This is a genomic window from Psychrobacter sp. UBA6291 (assembly GCF_002439405.1).
GTDB classification, from domain to species: domain Bacteria; phylum Pseudomonadota; class Gammaproteobacteria; order Pseudomonadales; family Moraxellaceae; genus Psychrobacter; species Psychrobacter faecalis.
Map to the genome: position 1 here is coordinate 42,960 of NZ_DJUD01000055.1, position 15,698 is coordinate 58,657.

Consider the following 15,698-nt stretch of genomic DNA (forward strand, 5'->3'; position numbering starts at 1 on the left):
AATTAGGATTTTAAATTCTATAAAAATCAAAAGCCTACGATAAGTTGAGATTGGCGTTATAAATAGAATTTCCCACTCACAACCTGAGGCAACGCCTAAAAGTACACACTATACTTAATATTAATGGTAATCATCTATGAACCATCTTGCCCCCAACGCAGGCAATGTGCAATTGTACTCGCCTGCCGCTGCACCCGCTAATTTTGACGGTGACTTGTCGTCGAAAACAGCTCTCTCGTCGACGTATTCTCCGGTCACGCTCTCTCAACCATTAACCGATGGTTTCGCACGACGTCTTACCTATTTGCGTTTATCGATTACTGATTTTTGTAATTTTCGCTGTGAGTATTGCCTGCCCGATGGCTATCAAGGCAAGCCCCCACAAAACGAACTCAGCGTCACGGAAATTGCTACCCTAATCCGCGGCTTTGCCCAAGTTGGCACCAAAAAAGTCAGGATTACCGGCGGTGAGCCCTCTATACGCCGTGACGTGGTAGACATTATTAAAACCATCAAAAACACCGAAGGTATTGAAACGGTTGCTATGACCAGCAATGGCTATAAACTTGGCAAGCATTTGGCTAACTGGCAAGCAGCTGGGCTGAATCAGCTAAATATCAGTATGGACAGCTTTGATGCTGCGACTTTTCATAAGATGACAGGCTTCGATATGTTGCCGCAGCTGTTGGCTGATATGGATACCTTACTTGCGACCACAGATATTAAGCTAAAAATAAACAGTATTTTAATGGCAGAAACCGCCTTTGAAAATCTGATGAATGCGATCGACTATGTCAAAGATAGAGCGGTCACCTATCGCTTTATCGAATTTATGCAGACCAGTGACAACAGCGATTTGTTTTTTGCCCAGCACGCACAGTCTGACATCATCACCAATTATCTAATCAAGCACGGCTGGCAAACCCATGTCCGTGGCAGCAATGACGGTCCAGCGATAGAATATAGCCATCCAGATTATAAAGGCCGTATCGGTATGATTGCCCCTTATGCTGCCCATTTCTGTGACAGCTGCAATCGTTTACGGGTTAGTAGCCAAGGTAAGGTGCATCTGTGTCTATTCGACCAAGGTAACTACGATATTCGTCCGTATCTCGAGCAAGACGATGTTGCAGGGCTTGTGAATACCCTGCACAGCTTTATGCCGATTAAACCTGAGCATCATCACCTTCACGAATCAAACAGCGGCATGATGAATAACTTGTCGATGATTGGTGGTTAATTTATTAATAATAAAAACTTTTATTTTCACAACAAGCGTATTTATTAAGGAACATTCATGAGTAAGCTGCAAGCACCCTTTACCCCGCTTAATATCGCCATCTTAACGGTTTCTGACAGTCGTACTCTTGCAGAAGATACTTCAGGGCAATATTTGGTCGACCAATTGACCGCAGCAGGGCACCAGCTGGCAGATCGTCAGCTGATTATTGATGATATTTATAAAATCAGAGCCGTTATCAGCGGTTGGATTGCCGACCCAGATGTGCACGCTATTATCACCACGGGCGGTACTGGTTTTTATATCCGCGACAGTATGCCAGAAGCGGTTGGCGTCTTATTTGATAAATCAGTCGATGGCTTTGGCGAGATGTTCCGCTTAATCTCAAAAGACGATATCGGCATGTCTACCATCCAATCTCGCGCCGTTGCTGGTATGGCAAACGGTACGGGCATCTTCTGCCTGCCCGGTTCATCAGGTGCTTGCCGCACTGCGTGGGAAGGTATCTTACAAGAGCAGCTCGATAGCCGCACGCGTCCTTGTAACTTTGTGCCGCACTTTATGCGTACCAACCCAGGTCACGATTGATTGATGCTGCAAGTTGCAGACAGCTCAACCCAAGCAGATGAACTCAGCTGCTTAGCCGGTATCGTTATTTTAGCAGGCGGCGCCTCCAAACGTATGGGGTCGCCAAAAGCTGAGCTTATATTGCCAACGGGTGAGCGTTTGCTTGATTATCATGTCAGACAAGCGCTTGAATTAAGTGCTGCGATGACGAGCGACCTACCTATTATGATTGCGGATAATGGGCGTGGTTTTAGCGTCCATGCAGACTTAATGAAAAAAGATCTGCAGTCGTCAATTTTTCATATTGGAGATTATCTTTCTAGTAATGATGACAAACAAATTGAAACCGGCGGCGCATTGGTAGCGATTGAGGCAGCGCTGCAATCATTAAAGCGTTTGGCAAATTCAAAGCAATTAACGAAAGAGACAAACTGGCAACAATCTTGGCTGCTGGTCATTAGCTGTGATAGCTTGATTCCTATCAGCGATTTATGGCAAAAACTGCAACCTTATATCACGCAAGCTGACGGCAAGTCTGTCATTTGTCTAACCGATGACAGCCATTTATATCCATTATTAGGTTTATATCGTTTAAGTATTGAGCCTGAGTTAAAGCAGTATATTGACAATGGACAGCGGCAAGTAATGAAATTTATTAAGCCGATTGTGCAACCTGTTCCCTTTACCCAAGCATGGCAAGCGTTAACCAATTTTAATACGCCTAAAGATTTTGCCCGTGCTTGTTTGGCTTTAAACGTCTCATGAACCAAGCGACTTATGAAAAAGTTTATTGAAAAAAACCGACCGTTTAAGAGAAATTTGTTTTCTAAGAGAAATAAAGAATGAATAGTGACAATCCAAAAACCAATAATCAACCAAGCAATCAGTCTGGTTTATCGCATTTAGATAGCGACGGTGATATCACCATGGTTGATGTGAGTGGCAAGACAGCCAGTACCAGAGAAGCGTATGCAAGCGGACAAGTGGTTTTTCCTGCGGACATCTATACGCAAATCAAAGCCGCGGACGGTATGACCAAAAAAGGCAGCATTACTCAAACGGCTCATATTGCTGGTATCATGGCAGCCAAACGTACCCATGACCTCATTCCACTTTGTCACCCCCTGCCCTTGGATAAAATTAGCTTAAGCTTTGCATACGATGATGCCCACCATAGTATTACCGTCACCGCCACGGTGAAAGTCACCCATAAAACTGGAGTAGAAATGGAGGCATTAACCGCCGTTAGCGTCGCTTGCTTAACTATTTATGATATGACTAAAGCCATCTCGCATGACATTGTGATTGATAATATTCATCTTATGAAAAAAACCGGCGGTAAATCCGATTATCAGCATGAGTAAGAATGATTTGAAAAAGTAAAGTTCTGAAAAGCCTACCTTTAGACAGTAAATAACCAGTTTATCAATAAGGGAGATTGCTATGAGCACCTTAGTAGAAAGCAATACAGACTCTAAATTAGAAACCATGATGAATATTAACGTCTTATATTTTGCCAGCTTAGCCGATGAGGCCAATTGCCATGAAGAAAAAATCACGGTGCCACAGTCGACTTCATTGACCGAACTCTATGAGCAGCTGCGCCAAAAGCATCGTTTTAGCCGTCCGCAGTCGGAGCTACGCGTGGCGGTAAATGACTATTTTGCCAAGTGGACGGATGAGATTTATGACGGCGATAGCGTGGTTTTTATCACGCCAGTGGCTGGTGGTTAATTTAACATAGATTTTTATTAACCTACTTATTCATCCTTTTTTATCAATCTACTTTTTATAAGCGCCGTGACTTTTTGCAATGCTTAAAAGTTAAAAATCTCGTTATACAATATTGTTAAATAATAGGCAGAAAAAATGACAGACAACGTACATGGCCAATCTATGAGTATCAAACGTAGCATCGATGAAGCGTACCTCATCGCTGAACGTGATGGTTTTGCGCTGTTAGATACCGATATTGACGAAAGTCGCCTTAAAAAGACGCTCGATAATGACAGCTGCGGCGCCTTTGTCTGCTTTGAAGGCCGCGTACGCAATCATAATAATGCCACGAGTGTTAATCGTCTAACCTACTATGGCTATGAAGATTTGGCCATCAATCAAGGCCGAGCCATCATTGAAGAAGCCAAAAAGCGTTTTGAGATTCTCGATGCCATTGCTATCCATCGCATTGGCGCGCTAGAGATCGGCGATGTGGCAGTTTGGGTTGGTGTGGTTTCTGCCCATCGCTACCCTGCTTTTGACGCTTGCCGCTGGATATTAGATACAATTAAAGCCGATATTCCGGTGTGGAAACAGGAATACTATCAAGATGATTCTTCAAAATGGCTGAGCAATAATGGCTAATTAACGGTTAATTAATGATGACTCACTCAATAACATTGATGAAAAATATGTAGTCGTGATATGCATATCGTTTAGAAAATAATTAAGCCAATAACTATAAATAACTGATGTATACTGCAAAATTATTAATTCTTACTGACTATTGTTCCTTTTTTAAAGTAGAGGATTTAGGTTATGCTATCAAAATCATCAAATGCTCAGCATCAACCCATTACCAATTTGTCTTATTTAAAACGGTCTAAATCGATAGCAATATTGGGCGCATCCGCGTGCTTGGCTTTGACGTTAGGCGCTTGTAGCCAAGAAAACAGCCCTAATGAAACGGCGACCGTTGCAGAAAACGCACCACAGACCACTCAACCTAGTGACGCCATTCGTATTGCTGCCGCCGCCAATTTATCAGACGTATTGCCTGAAATCATCGAAGGCTATAAAAAAGATAAGAACCTGCCCAATCAAGAGATTGAGGTTACCTTTGCTTCTTCAGGTAAACTATATTCGCAAATCACTGCCGGCGCACCTTACGATATTTTTTTAGCCGCCAACCAAGAGTTCCCCGCTAAACTGGTCGATGAGATGTTTAAAGGTGACAGCAGCCATACGCCGTTTACCTATACTCAAGGTCAACTCTCTATTTATAGCGCGACCAAGCCGGTTGATAGCTTGAATCAGAGTACACTGACGGAGCTATTAAAGCATGATGACAAAACGAAAATTACTATTGCCAACCCTGAGCTTGCGCCTTATGGCGAATCTGCCAAGGCTTATTTACAAGCACAAAATCTTTACGACTCTCTAACGGCACAAAAGCGCATCATCCAGGCGGAAAATATTGGCCAAGCTTTTCAATATGCGCACACGGGTAATGTCGATTATGGCTTTGTCGCTCAGTCGCAGGTGACCGCCATCAAAGCGACGCCCGAGCAATTTTATATTTTACCAGCCGACTCTTATCCTGCTATCCTGCAGGACGGTATCGTTATTACCGATATCGCTAGCGCAGCAGATTTTACCGATTATCTGCGCTCGCCTGCTGGACAGGCTTATTTTGCTAAAGCAGGTTATTTGGCTGTTAAGTAGCTTGTTTGTAGCAATCTATCGAGAGAATAAGTACGGCTTAGGTTTGCTCAAGTGAATACTTTAGCCCTTTGATAAGCTTGCCTGCGTGAAATAAGTGAAATGTGACATAAGTGACACGTTATCAAGGCAAGCGATCTATAAATAAAGTAGCAGCATAAATAATGTCCTATCAGCGGCGCACTGGATAAAAGGTAGATAGATAATCACGCTATGATGTCCCAGTTTCTTATCTCAGACATGCTGCTGCCGGTATGGGTAAGCATCAAGCTTGCCAGCATTACCACCCTTTGCTTATTGTTATTTGCAACGCCACTCGCCTATTGGCTTGCCAAGCCTAGCCGCGGAAATGTCGTTGGGCGTATAAAGATTCTATTGATGGGCATTATTGCGATGCCTCTTGTTTTGCCGCCTACCGTCATTGGTTTTTATTTATTATTATTACTCAGCCCGAGCGTCGGTATTGGACAATGGCTTATCGAGCATAATATCAGCCCTTTGGTTTTTACCTTTGAAGGGCTGGTAATTGGCTCTATCATCTACTCCCTGCCCTTTTATATTCAGCCCGTCTATGCTCAGTTTTTGCGTATTCCCCAAAGCGTGATGGAAGTGGCAAGCTTATTAGAGCCTAGCCGTCTTAGACGTTTTATAAAAATTGTCCTACCGCAAGCGCGCATTGGCATCATTCTAGGCAGCTTAATCAGTTTTGCGCATACCATTGGCGAATTTGGCGTGGTACTGATGATAGGTGGCAGCATTTCAGGTGAGACCAAGGTTGTCTCTATTGCGATATATGAGCAAGTAGAGGCGCTAAATTATGAAGCAGCGCACCTGATGTCGGGGATTCTTATTATTATGGGGGTTATTATGGTGGCGCTGATTGCTGCTGTCAGTCGGCTTAATCAGCGCCCATAAGCACTTGTTTTATAAACCCCTAACAAGTCAAATTTCTTTCTTTAAGCAATCAAACTTCTGGCTTACGGCTTTTTTTCGCCAAATCCAAATCGTTGGCATAAGCAAATAAAGCCGGCGCACCACCAGTATGCCAGAATAAAACGCTGTCAGTTTTCTTAATCTTCCCCGTACGAATCATATCGATAAGCCCGCCCATCGCGCGACCAGTATAAACAGGGTCGACCAATATCCCTTCTGTTTGCGCCGTTAAAGCAATCGCCTCATTTTCTAATGCGCCCACTACGCCATACCCTTCACCAACATAATCAGAGTTAAGAAACAAGTCTGACTCGGTAAATTCATAATCTATATTGATTAATTTTGCCGTATTATTAGCAAGCGCCAAAGTATATTGATCAAAGGCGACTTTATCGGTTTCGCCTTTATCAATATTAATACCGACGATTTGATAAGGTGAGTTAAAGATTTTGTTGCCAAGCATTAGGCCTGCTTGCGTGCCGCCAGAGCTTGAGGCAAACACGATGTGGGTCAAGGAGAAGCCCATGCTTTGACGCTGCGATTCTAGCTCTTTAAACGCCTCTACAAAGGCTAACGCCCCAAGCTCGCTTGAACCACCGTACGGCACCACGTAGACGTTTTTACCTTGGTAGGTTAATTGCTCAACGATGCGAGGAATATCCTCGCCTTTGCGATGATTGCCTGCCCAGTGGATATGGCAACCAAACAGCTTATCTAGCAAGAGATTCCCATTTGCCTGCTCCGGCTCTTCGCCGCCTAAGACTAAATGACACTCCAGTCCTAAGCTTGCCGCCGCTGCTGCTGTCTGACGGCAATGGTTTGACTGTATCGCGCCCGCAGTGATGATGGTATCGGCACCTTTGGCGAGCGCGTCACCGAGGATAAATTCAAGCTTACGAGTTTTATTGCCACCCAATGCCAGCCCCGTATTGTCATCTCTTTTCATATAGATTTTGGGACCGCCCAAGGCTGCACTCAATCGTTTCAGCTCAACCAGAGGGGTTGGAAAAAAGCCTAGCAGCTCTCTAGGTATGTGGTTATATTCCATGTTATTTTCTATCCCTATTATCAATAGCCATGTAGAAATTATCTGTTAGCACAGCATACAATAGAAATATAAGTCACGCCGCTACTATTTAAAACGAGCAGACACAAAAAAACCTCAAACAATCTAATGTTTGAGGCGAAACTTGCTTAAACTCGAGAGTTTAAATTCGTTTTAAATATGGCGCAGCGGACGGGACTCGAACCCGCGACCCCCGGCGTGACAGGCTAGAACCACTAAACCATCTAAAATAATCTTAAAGTATACTAACCTGTAGTACTATATATATCAAGAGATTTAATCAATAAATAGCTATGACGTTTAGCGCAATTTAAGACATTTTATATGAGCTATATACCTTATTTTGGTCACTAAAAATGTGTAATTATTCAACATCTACAGTTAATAAATGTTGAATAATTACACTTAAATTTTTATGTTCATTATTTAGATTACCGTTTTTAAATTATTTATCTATTAAAACTATCTGGAAAATCAGCTTCTAAAGTTTAAGTAATGGTCTATCAAGTTCAGCCACCAAGCCACCCTTTATCTAATTATCTGATCGGTAATATTCGCGTTAGGATAAACAAATACAGTACCGCCAAGATAAAGCTCATCTCCAATTTCATAAGACTTTTCTTCAAAGGTAAGAGTATCTGTATCCGCATGCTAAGAAAAAGAAGTGACAGCTAGCACCAGTAAACAAGTATTTTGGTCGTCACCTCATTGTCTCTAGATATAGCAAGACAGTTATTAACAACTGCCAAATATCCAGAACCCATAGCCGTGAATCGGCCATCATATTTAGTGGGAAACCAAGTGGCAATTTGCAACGACTGCTTAACTTCTGTAACGACTGGTATGTCTGTATGAACAACTTGAAGACTCTCTAAGCTCTGAGTAGCGCGCCCTGAAAGTAATAGGAGGGCTAAGAGTGCGGTGAGTAAAAGGGGATGATCTGGCAATGGTGCTCCTAAACTTTTAAGACTGTATTCACATGCACGTATAAGCAAGATGTCGGATTGAACGCTTAACTGGTGCATGAATACACCTGTATCCTAATTGGATTACCTGAAATTAAGGCTTATTCACTTGCCCTAAAAACAATATCGCATTGGTTTTATTGTCTTTAATCACAAACATAAATGGATGATCGACTTTAAACTTGATGGTATTCATAGAGTAGCCGAGAGACATAGGCACAATTGAAATACTGGTACTTGCTGCTGCTTTAGTACCTTTTTCATCGACCTCAATCACTGCTTTATGAGCGATAGCGTCCACAGATAATGATAGATCTTGACTGAATAAACCAAAGTCCGCATCGCTGCCAAAAGCTTTTGTCATGCCCATGTTCGCTAATAAGCTATTCATTCCGTAGTTTTCTTCTAGCTTAAATTTCGGTAGATCGAGTATGATTTCCTGATTTACTAAATTACTATTCCACTGGCTAATCTGCTTGGCGCTTAGCGTACCTACTAACCTCTGCATAGCAATCTTATCTTTTGCTTTTGGTAATACCACTAACATAGACAGCTCATCACCTTTGTAAGGCAACTGTACCACTTGCACCTGCGCATCTTCTGTATAGGCATAAGGCGCTTGCTCATGCATCATATCGACATCAATGATAGACCCATCAAATTTATTGAAGGGGCGTTTTTCGCTAGGTGCAAAAGTATTTTTCCAATCCCCTTTAAAGTACACCGCATTGGTCAATACAGTGACTGTATCTGCATCGATACTACTTGCTGGCAGCACTTCAGGAATCATCTGCTGAGTATATTTAGCAATGGTTTTATTAATGGTCTGACGTGAAGGTTCAGGACTGTTTTTAAAATCAAGGTTGGTGACTTTACCACTGTAATAACGCTGTACAGTATCCAAGTAGTTTTGGTTGGGACGCAACCCTTGCTGTATCCATAAATCGTTGGCTGTAGCCAGTTGATAATTAGGGTTTGGTTTGTTGAACTGCTCATGTAGTGCCGCACTATTCGGATTTAGAACGTTCAGTGAGGGATAGTGAAAAGTCCTCTGTATTTGCGCTTTTGTTTCCCCTTCCGCTGCGGCATACAGCATTGCCATCGAAGTAGATAAGCTATACGGTGAGAAAAATACGTTTTTATCTGCTTGCTTATTCTGCTCATTTATCTGCTGATACATATCAATAGCAAATTGATTATTGGCAGTGACGACTTGCGCGATACCCTCTGGTGTTGAGATCAACGCCTTTACCTCAGTCAGAGGTACTTGGTTGCTAAGAGTTCGCGGACTAGGAGTAACCATGTCTGTGACAGTACTCACTGTGTTATTTCTTATAGTATTGTCGCAGCCACTAACAATCAATAACAGGCTGCTGATTGCCAATACACTCACTAACTGGCTATTTTGCATAGCTTACTCACTACTTATTCAAAATTAAGATGATGCTATTCTAGTATCATCTCTATACAATCGTTTAGACTAGTTTGGTAAGCGCACTATATTTCCAAGGCGAATTAGTAGCTTTAATAGCAGACAGCTTAATAGTAGATACCTGTATAGGAAACTAATTATCGAGCGTTAAAAATATAAGAAATCATTAACAAACTTAGCAAAGGTAAATGTCTCATGGCTACGATAACTGCAAAAATCTCATTTATACTTTTTTTACCCAGCGCTTTATGGTTAAGTGGCTGCTCATCCCAAGATACTAGAGCCACTATCACGCCAATTGAACCTGCACAAGCGATTGACAGTCAAATTAAGGACTCTAAAGCAACGTCTGCTTATGGCGACCTCAATGGCGTGGAATTAGTGAAGGACAACCGAGACCCTAAAGATATTCCAGAGGCGGTATTAATTGGTCCTGCTCAGGCTTTAGCCATAGACTCCAAGCATTATGCAATGGCATACGGTGTCAATCATACCGAAGCCATGCGTCAGATGTTAATCCAGCATGATAATGAAGAGCAGAGAGAGGCACTACGAAAAGAATTCGGCGATAGGATAGCGAGCACGGGCTTAATCACTGATCCTGAGTATGGCATTTTGGTAACGTTAACAGGGACTGGTAAGCCACCGCCTGATCGTATCGTATATCGTCCAGCCGATACCCTTAGTGAGCGTGAGACTGTCGCTCAAGCCTATAAAACGATGACACCAGAGGGTATTACACTAACTCAAGCTGAAGTTGATAAGGCAATGGCGCTCATCGAATTACCAACACGTTTTATCGTTAGGTTTGAGGTTAATCCAGCAGCCAAAAACCTAACCGAGGCTGAAAACCAGCTTATGTATGAACGCTCGAAAGCGCTGAATAAACGTATAACTATGATTACAGGTATAAGTTATCGTAGTGATGAGGGTGTATACGTGATTTATGTTCATAAGGATGATGCTAAGTCTGCTGGGCTCAACGAAGAGAAACTTAAAAAAATTGGCGAAGAAGTGATGAAAATGCCAGTTAGGATTGAGTGGGAAAATGGGTATGCCACGGAGTCTCTAGGCGGTGCATAATTTTCTATAAGTAGAAGACTTAATATTTATCTTACTCTCGTGTCAAAAAGATTTCTGATCTTATCGTTAGCGAACCTAACTAGAAGGATATACGCTACGTACACTAGTGTAGATTATTTTAATAAACTTGGAGTAAGTATCATTGTTCCTTAATTTTAAAGCACCTATGATCTTATCATTCCTGATAATGTCTTCTTGCTCTCAGTTTAATTCTGATTCAAAACAGGAGCAGATATTAGACGAAGAGCCTATGAATGGCAAAATTTTTGAGACAGCTTTATATAGCGGAAACCTTAACTTTAATGAAAATTGCATAATAGTAAGACCTAAAGGAGAAAAAGGTATTCAGTTAGCAATACTGGGAAATAAAGTTATATCTGACGTTACTAAAAATAGCTTAATGTACAAAGGCAAAAAATACACTGAAGGGGATTACATCCAAGTAAGTGGAGGAGGCGTTGTCAATGATATTTCTACATTTAAGAAAGAACATAATCTTGATGAATGTTTTGGTCTAGAAGTTTTTATACCAAATTGAGCTTTTCCCAAACTTTGTGTAACTGCTATTTGCTAACAGGGTATAAGCAGTTACACAAAGTTTGGGAAAGTCTCAATAACCTAGTCTCTACTCATCCTCTGTCCTTATACCCAAGTTTTTACAGCCCAATTGATATCCATTGTCACAAGCCTTGGAAAAGTACTTTTTCGCTATAACTGTATTTCGACGTACGCCTATGCCATTAAGATACATCATGCCAAGGTTATATTGAGATCTAGCATCTCCTTGATTGGCGGCTTTTAGATACCACTTACCGGCTTTAGCATAATCCTGAGGAGCACCTTCGCCATAGCTATAGATTGTTCCAAGTTGGTATTGGGCAGGAACATATTCTTGGTCAGCGGCTTTTGTATACCACTCGATAGCTTTAGGATAATCCTGACGTACCCCTTTACCCTCGTAGTAAGCGTTACCAATGTTGAATTGAGCCTCAACATCGCCTTGGTTAGCTAATTTCTGCCACGCCTCAACGACTTTGGCATCATTTTGACGCACACGCTCGCTTTTTCGATGTGGTACGCCATTGATGAATTTCCTTGGTCCAATTCCTTGGTTAACAGCTTTTATGCTCCACTCTTTATGTTTATCGTAGTCTTCACTTGTACCTGTGCCATCGTAATTGTAGTAAGCCCAAGCAAGTTCGTATTGGGCCTTAGCATAGCCTTGGTTAGCAGATTTCGTGAACCATTCAATAGCTTTAGAGTGATCCTCATCTACCCCTTCGCCATCGTCGTACATGATTGCAAGGTTATATTGAGCAAGATCATATCCTTGGTTGGCAGATTTTGTATACCACTCAATGGCTTTAGCGTTATCCTCGCGTGTACCTTCGCCCTCGTCATACATTACTGCAAGGCTATATTGAGCCTCAGCATCGCCTTGATTAGCTTGTACTGCAATGTCTTCAAATTCTTTTTCAATAGCTGATTTTACGGCTGAAACTACGTTTTGAGAACTACTTATTTGAGTAACAATGGCTTTATGACACCCTGTCAGCAGAATGCCAGTCAGTAAAAATGTTGCTAGCCTTTTTTTCATAGCTGTTCGTCCTGTTCGTTAATCAAGATAACACTACAATTTATCATTTACATGCCTATCGTGATGATCTTAAATACATTATTGGATAGTCTTATTAGGTATACCCTAAAAATGATAACAGCATTACCTTTTTATTCTATAGGGGCTACATCCTCAGTAGCATAGCCATCGTAAAATTTTATACGTACTGGTGATTTCATAACTTCTTGACCGATTTTTTTAAGTTGTTCTGGTGTGAACCCTGCTTTTTTTGAATCATCCTCATGCACGTCTATAACAAATAGCCCTTCATCTTCCTTATAACCCATACCTACTAGCATTGGAATACGTTTACGTAATTCTTCATATCGCGCTGCATAGTTGTCTTTTTGTTCTTGAGTGAGTGGCTGGGATTTAGAATTATCGATAAATTTAACTTTAATGGCAGTTGGTTTTTCGATAAGAGATACAGCATTGTCGATATCTGCCTGCGTGATCATAAAGCCTTCTGCACTCATTTTTTTATCCGCTTCTGACAATATAATGGGTTTACCTTCTAATTTATCAGCGTCACGATATATGATGCGATCAGGTGGCGCACCATCACCAAATAGGCTTACGATGAGCGCAAACTCTGGCTCATTAGTGAATCCAGCATCGTCCAACCTATCAGAAAATTCTTTTTTGATAGCATCAATCTGCTCTTGGGCATCATTCATGACAAGCATACGGCGCATTGCTTCAACATGGCTAACCTCATATGCTCGTGCATAATGCTTTGCATCTATGGCTAATGCTTGAGCTTTACTCATAGGGGCAACTTGGGTCTCTTTGCTGTCCTGAGCAACGGTAGAAATAGGAATAACTTCTATCGTTTTATCCTCCTTGGGAATTTTAGAGACAATATCAATACTGCTGTCTTCTGTCGATGTACAACCACTAAGCAAGCTACTAGTAATAAGTAGCGTAGCTAGTGTTTTATTCATTTTATGCTTTGTCATAGTAGATCTTCCCGAGGTATGTTAATACCATTCATTAACCAGATTTTTTCAGCTTTACAAGTCGCTAAAGGTGGGTTTTTCCAATCACTGGCAAATGAAGCCATATTTTTATAGTCAGCTTGTGAGCCACCTACTAAAACAGTATCACCAATTTCAAAAATAAATTCATTGATATCGGATATCGTAAAAGGGTCTTGAGTCCAGGTAATATGTGGGCTACTTACAACGAGTAAGAGGTCATCCATATATAAACAGCCATTCTTTGTGTTCAATACCCCATGAGCCGCAGCGGCATCACCCATATCCGAATCAACATCAAGGGCAGTCACATACACCGTTTGCTGCTTGCGCGTGGGTGCTTCGTTTTCAGTAGGTTTGTTGGCAGCACTCTCATCTTCCACTTTAATAGTTTGGGCATTATGATTAGTATTCGTCATTTCAATGACAGGATCGCAGGCTATAACGGATATCAACAATATCGGCACCATATACCATTTAAATTTTGGTTTCATTATTCGCTCTCTTAAGGCTTATTCACCTGACCCAAAAACAATATCGCATCGGTTTTATTGTCTTTAATCATAAACATAAACGGGTGATCGGCTTTAAACGCGACTGGTGGATGCATAGAACCAGATATGTCTACGGCAACGACGCCTGTCGCTGCTGCCGCCTCTGTTCCTATTTCATTAACATCGATCACTGCTTGATGATGAATATCGTCAATGGCGATGGGTGAGCTATCTGCAAACACGTTAAACTTAGCTTGATTCCCAAACGCGCTTGGCATGCCCATATCCGTCAGCACTGCCTTCATCGGGTAGCCTTCATCTATCTTAAACTTTGGTAGATTCAGAAGAATATCTTGCTGCTTTAGACGTTTAGTCCAATCGGTGATTTGTGTCGTCGATAAATTCTTGATGAGCGTCTGCATGGCTAACGGCTCCTTTGACTTTGGTAAAACCACTAGCATCGATAATTCAATTCCCTTATAAGGCAGCTCAACGACTTGTACTTGCTCATCTTCGCTATACCTAAATTCAGTATTCTGGAACATCATATCTACATCACTGCTTGTGCCATTGAAATAATGAAAAGGCATATCACCACTTACCCAGAAACGACTGCTCCAATCCGCTTTAAAATAAACCGCATTGGTCAATATCGCCGAGGTACTTGGCTGGGTACTCTCTTTTGATAGCAGTTCAGGAATCATCTGATTGGTATGTTTGGCTATCTTCTCATTAATCATTTGACGAGACGTTTCGGTGTTGTTTTTAAAATCAAGCGTATTGACCTGCCCACCATAGTAGCGTTTTACCGTATCGATATAGGCTTGGTTGGGAGTACGGCCCTGTTGCAGCCATAAGTCATTAATGGTGTTCAATTTATAGTTTGGGCTGGGTTTGTTAAATTGATTATAGAGGGCGGCACTGTTTGGATTCAGGATGGGTAAAGACGGATAGTAAAAGGTTTTTTGAATTTGCGCTTTGGTGTTCCCCTCCGCTGCGGCATAGAGCATGGCTATAGCACTGGTTAAACTATAAGGTGAGAAAAATACGTTAGCATCCACTTGCTTTGATTGACCATTTAGCTGTTGATACATGGTCACTGCGAATTGGTTGTTAGCGTTAACTACTGCGCTTATACCTTCAGACGTTGAAGCAGAGTCGTCTGCAGCAGTATGGTCATCTTTACTATCGGCTTTAGAGTCCGGCTGCTCTTTAGTCTTGTCTGGTAAGGAAGGTATATTGGTGACTGGTTGGGCGGCTTTGGTGTTTACCAAGCTATTATTACAGCCAGTAGTGGCCAACAATAAGCCACTAAGGGCAAGACTACCGACGATATGCTTGTTCGTCATAATTTTGATTGGGTTGTTGTTATTCATAATGTTTTATACTTTTGATATTTGAATGATGCTTTGATTATATACAGGGAGGTAAACTTATTTAGTAAACATATGCTAACAAATTTTGAGATAATAGATGAATCAGCAATAAGCGTATGAGGCGTTGATGAAAAAAATTGTGTTGAAATGGCTGGTTATACTAGCGGTAATGGTTTCCGCAGTTTGGATATTTTTAGATATCGTAAGCGTGAAAGAGACCAAGTCATTTAGTAGCAGTGACGGTGATATTCTCAATAGCCATGCGGCCGATAAAATTTCCAGCTTTCTCACGATCTTTAGTAACCAAGGGAATGAAAAGGAAATATTCTATGAAAAACTTGATAAGCTGGGAAACGTTAATCATGAATTAGACGAAAATGTAGAAGCAGTAGAAGATAAGACCTCTGAAGACAAGTAAGGCTTTGGGAAGTAGTGTTTATTTGTGACGGTGTAAACGTACTTAATTAACTCACTCTATATTTTAATATTCTTAGATTAACACATGAAGT

At 41.5% G+C, this 15,698-nt stretch carries 17 protein-coding genes; 11 read left to right on the plus strand and 6 right to left on the minus strand.

What is annotated here, in order from left to right; genetic code table 11:
* Positions 1-136: 136 nt before the first annotated feature.
* From moaA to modB, 8 genes are all read left to right on the plus strand, one after another.
* Positions 137-1,240, plus strand: coding sequence for a GTP 3',8-cyclase MoaA (gene moaA, locus B3R91_RS09480; RefSeq protein WP_286797394.1), 1,104 nt, complete (start codon positions 137-139; stop codon positions 1,238-1,240).
* Between the two features lie 57 nt (positions 1,241-1,297).
* Positions 1,298-1,828 carry a molybdenum cofactor biosynthesis protein B gene (gene moaB, locus B3R91_RS09485; RefSeq protein WP_089555991.1) on the plus strand — a complete coding sequence of 177 codons (531 nt, stop codon included), beginning with the start codon at positions 1,298-1,300 and terminating at the stop codon, positions 1,826-1,828.
* Between the two features lie 3 nt (positions 1,829-1,831).
* On the plus strand, positions 1,832-2,572 hold the full coding sequence (gene mobA, locus B3R91_RS09490) for a molybdenum cofactor guanylyltransferase (RefSeq protein WP_286797397.1): 741 nt from the start codon (positions 1,832-1,834) through the stop codon (positions 2,570-2,572).
* Positions 2,573-2,649: 77 nt separating this feature from the next.
* Positions 2,650-3,171 carry a cyclic pyranopterin monophosphate synthase MoaC gene (gene moaC, locus B3R91_RS09495; protein ID WP_286797398.1) on the plus strand — a complete coding sequence of 174 codons (522 nt, stop codon included), beginning with the start codon at positions 2,650-2,652 and terminating at the stop codon, positions 3,169-3,171.
* Positions 3,172-3,250: 79 nt separating this feature from the next.
* Positions 3,251-3,541: a MoaD/ThiS family protein gene (locus tag B3R91_RS09500; RefSeq protein ID WP_201588773.1), complete on the plus strand. Its 291-nt coding sequence runs from the start codon at positions 3,251-3,253 to the stop codon at positions 3,539-3,541.
* Between the two features lie 135 nt (positions 3,542-3,676).
* Positions 3,677-4,168, plus strand: coding sequence for a molybdenum cofactor biosynthesis protein MoaE (locus B3R91_RS09505; RefSeq protein ID WP_102077822.1), 492 nt, complete (start codon positions 3,677-3,679; stop codon positions 4,166-4,168).
* A gap of 174 nt (positions 4,169-4,342) precedes the next feature.
* Positions 4,343-5,248 carry a molybdate ABC transporter substrate-binding protein gene (modA, locus tag B3R91_RS09510; RefSeq protein WP_286797399.1) on the plus strand — a complete coding sequence of 302 codons (906 nt, stop codon included), beginning with the start codon at positions 4,343-4,345 and terminating at the stop codon, positions 5,246-5,248.
* A gap of 210 nt (positions 5,249-5,458) precedes the next feature.
* The gene (modB, locus tag B3R91_RS09515) at positions 5,459-6,160 is read left to right on the plus strand and encodes a molybdate ABC transporter permease subunit (RefSeq protein ID WP_286797401.1); all 702 of its coding nucleotides are present in this window, start codon (positions 5,459-5,461) and stop codon (positions 6,158-6,160) included.
* A 49-nt stretch (positions 6,161-6,209) separates the two neighbouring features.
* Here modB and B3R91_RS09520 read toward each other — a convergent pair whose 3' ends face one another.
* Both B3R91_RS09520 and B3R91_RS09525 read right to left on the minus strand, forming a co-directional pair.
* Positions 6,210-7,226, minus strand: coding sequence for a D-cysteine desulfhydrase family protein (locus B3R91_RS09520; protein WP_286797402.1), 1,017 nt, complete (start codon positions 7,224-7,226; stop codon positions 6,210-6,212).
* A 1,077-nt stretch (positions 7,227-8,303) separates the two neighbouring features.
* A complete protein-coding gene (locus B3R91_RS09525) occupies positions 8,304-9,620 on the minus strand; it encodes a serpin family protein (RefSeq protein ID WP_286797403.1) in 1,317 nt (438 codons plus the stop codon).
* Between the two features lie 216 nt (positions 9,621-9,836).
* On the opposite strand from B3R91_RS09525, the gene B3R91_RS09530 reads away from it, so the two are divergent.
* Complete coding sequence (locus B3R91_RS09530) at positions 9,837-10,724, plus strand: hypothetical protein (RefSeq protein ID WP_286797404.1); 888 nt, start codon at positions 9,837-9,839, stop codon at positions 10,722-10,724.
* A gap of 250 nt (positions 10,725-10,974) precedes the next feature.
* The gene (locus tag B3R91_RS09535; RefSeq protein ID WP_144296579.1) at positions 10,975-11,262 is read left to right on the plus strand and encodes a hypothetical protein; all 288 of its coding nucleotides are present in this window, start codon (positions 10,975-10,977) and stop codon (positions 11,260-11,262) included.
* An 87-nt stretch (positions 11,263-11,349) separates the two neighbouring features.
* Here the strand turns inward: B3R91_RS09535 and B3R91_RS09540 are convergent, their stop codons facing one another.
* The 4 genes from B3R91_RS09540 to B3R91_RS09555 form a co-directional block, all read right to left on the minus strand.
* Positions 11,350-12,321, minus strand: a complete 972-nt coding sequence (locus B3R91_RS09540) for a tetratricopeptide repeat protein (RefSeq protein WP_286797405.1) — start codon at positions 12,319-12,321, stop codon at positions 11,350-11,352.
* Between the two features lie 131 nt (positions 12,322-12,452).
* Complete coding sequence (locus tag B3R91_RS09545) at positions 12,453-13,301, minus strand: hypothetical protein (RefSeq protein WP_286797406.1); 849 nt, start codon at positions 13,299-13,301, stop codon at positions 12,453-12,455.
* Positions 13,298-13,813, minus strand: coding sequence for a hypothetical protein (locus B3R91_RS09550; RefSeq protein WP_068405430.1), 516 nt, complete (start codon positions 13,811-13,813; stop codon positions 13,298-13,300). Before B3R91_RS09550 ends, B3R91_RS09545 begins: the two co-directional genes overlap by 4 nt.
* 11 nt (positions 13,814-13,824) lie before the next feature.
* Positions 13,825-15,189: a serpin family protein gene (locus B3R91_RS09555; protein WP_286797407.1), complete on the minus strand. Its 1,365-nt coding sequence runs from the start codon at positions 15,187-15,189 to the stop codon at positions 13,825-13,827.
* Between the two features lie 127 nt (positions 15,190-15,316).
* Between B3R91_RS09555 and B3R91_RS09560 the strand changes: the two genes are divergently transcribed.
* On the plus strand, positions 15,317-15,607 hold the full coding sequence (locus B3R91_RS09560) for a hypothetical protein (protein WP_201508701.1): 291 nt from the start codon (positions 15,317-15,319) through the stop codon (positions 15,605-15,607).
* Positions 15,608-15,698 lie beyond the last annotated feature (91 nt).

What these genes read in the sequence shown, in the direction of transcription:
- moaA (WP_286797394.1), top strand. Translation starts at nt 137, where the DNA reads ATGAACCATCTTGCCCCCAACGCAGGCAATGTGCAATTGTACTCGCCT.
- moaB (WP_089555991.1), top strand. Translation starts at nt 1,298, where the DNA reads ATGAGTAAGCTGCAAGCACCCTTTACCCCGCTTAATATCGCCATCTTA.
- mobA (WP_286797397.1), top strand. Translation starts at nt 1,832, where the DNA reads ATGCTGCAAGTTGCAGACAGCTCAACCCAAGCAGATGAACTCAGCTGC.
- moaC (WP_286797398.1), top strand. Translation starts at nt 2,650, where the DNA reads ATGAATAGTGACAATCCAAAAACCAATAATCAACCAAGCAATCAGTCT.
- B3R91_RS09500 (WP_201588773.1), top strand. Translation starts at nt 3,251, where the DNA reads ATGAGCACCTTAGTAGAAAGCAATACAGACTCTAAATTAGAAACCATG.
- B3R91_RS09505 (WP_102077822.1), top strand. Translation starts at nt 3,677, where the DNA reads ATGACAGACAACGTACATGGCCAATCTATGAGTATCAAACGTAGCATC.
- modA (WP_286797399.1), top strand. Translation starts at nt 4,343, where the DNA reads ATGCTATCAAAATCATCAAATGCTCAGCATCAACCCATTACCAATTTG.
- modB (WP_286797401.1), top strand. Translation starts at nt 5,459, where the DNA reads ATGATGTCCCAGTTTCTTATCTCAGACATGCTGCTGCCGGTATGGGTA.
- B3R91_RS09520 (WP_286797402.1), bottom strand. Translation starts at nt 7,226, where the DNA reads ATGGAATATAACCACATACCTAGAGAGCTGCTAGGCTTTTTTCCAACC.
- B3R91_RS09525 (WP_286797403.1), bottom strand. Translation starts at nt 9,620, where the DNA reads ATGCAAAATAGCCAGTTAGTGAGTGTATTGGCAATCAGCAGCCTGTTA.
- B3R91_RS09530 (WP_286797404.1), top strand. Translation starts at nt 9,837, where the DNA reads ATGGCTACGATAACTGCAAAAATCTCATTTATACTTTTTTTACCCAGC.
- B3R91_RS09535 (WP_144296579.1), top strand. Translation starts at nt 10,975, where the DNA reads ATGAATGGCAAAATTTTTGAGACAGCTTTATATAGCGGAAACCTTAAC.
- B3R91_RS09540 (WP_286797405.1), bottom strand. Translation starts at nt 12,321, where the DNA reads ATGAAAAAAAGGCTAGCAACATTTTTACTGACTGGCATTCTGCTGACA.
- B3R91_RS09545 (WP_286797406.1), bottom strand. Translation starts at nt 13,301, where the DNA reads ATGACAAAGCATAAAATGAATAAAACACTAGCTACGCTACTTATTACT.
- B3R91_RS09550 (WP_068405430.1), bottom strand. Translation starts at nt 13,813, where the DNA reads ATGAAACCAAAATTTAAATGGTATATGGTGCCGATATTGTTGATATCC.
- B3R91_RS09555 (WP_286797407.1), bottom strand. Translation starts at nt 15,189, where the DNA reads ATGAATAACAACAACCCAATCAAAATTATGACGAACAAGCATATCGTC.
- B3R91_RS09560 (WP_201508701.1), top strand. Translation starts at nt 15,317, where the DNA reads ATGAAAAAAATTGTGTTGAAATGGCTGGTTATACTAGCGGTAATGGTT.